2 protein-coding genes are annotated in these 3521 nt (G+C 48.2%); one reads left to right on the top strand and one right to left on the bottom strand.

Features of this window, described 5'->3' with window-relative positions; genetic code table 11:
• Positions 1–695, bottom strand: a 695-nt coding sequence (locus ACTHS3_RS10795; RefSeq protein WP_440367942.1) for a pyruvate, water dikinase regulatory protein, incomplete at its 3' end; no start/stop codon positions are given.
• Positions 696–1107: 412 nt separating this feature from the next.
• Here ACTHS3_RS10795 and ppsA point away from each other — a divergent pair.
• Complete coding sequence (ppsA, locus tag ACTHS3_RS10790) at positions 1108–3492, top strand: phosphoenolpyruvate synthase (protein WP_004520518.1); 2385 nt, start codon at positions 1108–1110, stop codon at positions 3490–3492.
• Positions 3493–3521: the final 29 nt, after the last annotated feature.

Genomic DNA, 3521 nt, shown 5'->3' with positions numbered 1-3521 from the left:
CTGCGGCAAGTATCGATTTTGGCATAGGTCGAATTAGGACGGCGCTCATGACGGATAGCCTGCAGACGCTCAGGCTGAATGGTCAAGCCGAACAGCTTGTCTTTATAAGGTTTGACCATACGCGGCAAATCGGTCGATTCCAAATCATCGGGAATCAATGGATAGTTTGCGGCGCGGATACCGTATTGCAGGGCCAGATAGAGACAGGTCGGCGTTTTGCCCGAACGGGACACGCCCATCAAAATCACATCCGCTTCCTGCAGGTTTTTATCGCTGACGCCGTCATCATGATTCAGTGAAAAATTGACCGCCTCCATACGCGCATCATAGCGTTGGGTATTGCCGATACTGTGGTGCCCCTGCCGGGCGGCAACCGCCTCCGTATTGAGTTCCTTTTCCAAAAGACCGAGAAAGGTTTCAAAGAAATTAATATGGAACGCATTGGCTTTCTTGATGATTTCACGGATTTCGTCATTGACCACACTGACAAAAGCAATCGGGCGCACGCCGAATTTTTCAGCTGACTGGTTGACTTTGTCTACAACAGCACGCGCTTTTTCAGGCGTATCAATAAACGGATAGGTATGGCGTTTGAACTCAACATTGCCAAATTGGTTCAGCAAGGCTTCACCGATATTTTCAGCGGTCAGACCGGTTCGGTCGGAAATATAGAAGACTTGGCGTGGATCAGTCATAATGAATCCTCTTGAGGGTAACGTTTCAGACGGCAATCATAGCAGTTACAGCCTTTGCAATAAAGCAATTCCCGATAGATTACACAGGATTACAACAAATTTGAACAATTTTTAAATTGGCACAAAATTTTATTTTTTGCTATTTTGTAGAATTTTATTCTAAAATTGCAAAATAAATCTTGTTTATCAAATTTATTAACTTATTTTGTTTTCCATATTTAACAAGAAGATAACACGTAAAAACATGAATCTGATATTCACATTTCAGAAGGCTACACGCCTGAAAAGCACAATATCACAGACGAATTTGTGATTTTTAAAAAGATAAAACACATGACAGCCATCAAACGAATGGCTACAATAAGCAGGCGGATTTGTTTCTTTTTTAACATTTTTTGGATTGGACACACAAATGGCCGAAAACTACGTTATTTGGTTTGAAAACCTGCGTATGACTGACGTTGAGCGAGTGGGCGGTAAAAATGCCTCTTTGGGCGAAATGATCAGCCAACTGACTGAAAAAGGCGTGCGCGTTCCCGGCGGTTTTGCAACCACAGCCGAAGCTTATCGTGCTTTCCTGGCTCACAATGGTCTGAGCGAGCGTATTTCCGAAGCCCTGAAACAACTGGATGTTGAAGACGTTGCTGAATTGGCACGCGTGGGTAAAGAAATCCGTCAATGGATTTTGGATACCCCGTTCCCTGAGCAACTGGATGCTGAAATCGAAACAGCTTGGAACAAAATGGTTGCCGATGCCGGCGGTGCGGACATCTCCGTTGCCGTACGTTCTTCTGCAACAGCAGAAGACTTGCCGGACGCTTCTTTCGCCGGCCAACAAGAAACCTTCCTGAATATTAATGGTTTGGATAACGTTAAAGAAGCGATGCACCATGTATTCGCTTCCCTGTACAACGACCGTGCCATTTCTTACCGTGTCCACAAAGGCTTCGAACACGACATCGTTGCCCTTTCTGCCGGCGTACAACGCATGGTGCGCTCTGACAGCGGTGCCTCCGGTGTGATGTTCACCATCGATACCGAATCCGGTTACGACCAAGTCGTTTTCGTTACCTCTTCTTACGGCCTGGGCGAAAACGTCGTACAAGGCGCGGTAAACCCTGACGAATTCTATGTATTCAAACCTACTTTGAAAGCAGGCAAACCGGCTATCCTGCGCAAAACCATGGGTTCGAAACAAATCAAAATGATTTTTACCGACAAAGCCGAAGCCGGTAAATCTGTAACCAACGTTGATGTACCTGCAGAAGACCGTCAACGCTTCTCCATTACCGACGCCGAAGTAACCGAGTTGGCTCATTACGCGCTGACCATCGAAAAACACTACGGCCGCCCAATGGACATCGAATGGGGGCGCGATGGTTTGGATGGCAAACTCTACATCCTGCAAGCACGCCCTGAAACTGTAAAATCTCAAGAAGACGGCAGCCGCAACCTGCGCCGCTTCTCTATCAACGGCGAAAAAGTTGTCTTGTGCGAAGGCCGAGCTATCGGTCAAAAAGTTGGCCAAGGTAAAGTTCGCTTGGTGAAAGATGCTTCAGAGATGGATTCCGTTGAAGCAGGCGACGTACTCGTTACCGACATGACCGACCCGGATTGGGAACCGGTAATGAAACGTGCTTCTGCCATTGTTACCAACCGTGGTGGCCGTACCTGCCACGCAGCGATTATCGCGCGTGAATTGGGTATTCCGGCTGTTGTAGGTTGTGGCGATGCTACCGACCTGCTTTCAGACGGCCAAGAAGTTACCGTATCTTGTGCCGAAGGCGATACCGGCTTCATCTACTCCGGCCTGCTGGACGTACAAGTTACCGATGTTGCTTTGGACAACATGCCTAAAGCCCCTGTCAAAGTGATGATGAACGTTGGTAACCCTGAATTGGCATTCAGCTTCGCCAACCTGCCTAGCGAAGGCATCGGCTTGGCACGTATGGAATTCATCATCAACCGTCAAATCGGTATCCATCCTAAAGCCTTGTTGGAATTTGACAAACAAGACGACGAATTGAAAGCGGAAATTACCCGCCGCATCGCTGGCTACGCTTCTCCTGTCGACTTCTATGTCGATAAAATCGCAGAAGGTGTGGCAACTTTGGCTGCTTCGGTTTATCCACGCAAAACCATCGTCCGTATGTCTGACTTCAAATCCAACGAGTACGCTAACTTGGTAGGTGGCAGCATCTACGAACCGCACGAAGAAAACCCAATGTTGGGCTTCCGTGGTGCAGCGCGTTATGTTGCTGACAGCTTCAAAGACTGCTTCGCACTCGAGTGCAAAGCCTTGAAACGCGTCCGTGACGAAATGGGTTTGACCAACGTCGAAATCATGATTCCATTCGTCCGCACTTTGGGTGAAGCCGAAGCTGTTGTCAAAGCCCTGAAAGAAAACGGTTTGGAACGCGGCAAAAACGGCCTGCGCCTGATCATGATGTGCGAGTTGCCAAGCAACGCTGTATTGGCAGAACAATTCCTGCAATACTTCGACGGTTTCTCCATCGGCTCTAACGACATGACCCAGCTGACCCTCGGCCTCGACCGTGACAGCGGTTTGGTATCTGATTCCTTCGACGAGCGCAACCCTGCCGTTAAAGTGATGTTGCACTTGGCAATCTCTGCCTGCCGCAAACAAAACAAATACGTCGGTATTTGCGGTCAAGGCCCGTCAGACCATCCGGACTTTGCCAAATGGCTGGTTCAAGAAGGTATCGAGAGCGTATCGCTCAACCCTGATACCGTGATTGAAACTTGGCTGTATCTGGCTAACGAATTGAACAAATAAGTTCGATGAGACAAAAATCCCCTGCCCGT

The organism is Neisseria sp. P0009.S007, assembly GCF_051962515.1.
This window is presented reverse-complemented; position numbering and strand designations above follow the sequence as displayed.

Excerpts from the sequence above, each read along its gene's own strand:
- ppsA (WP_004520518.1), top strand. The coding sequence starts at position 1,108 with ATGGCCGAAAACTACGTTATTTGGTTTGAAAACCTGCGTATGACTGAC.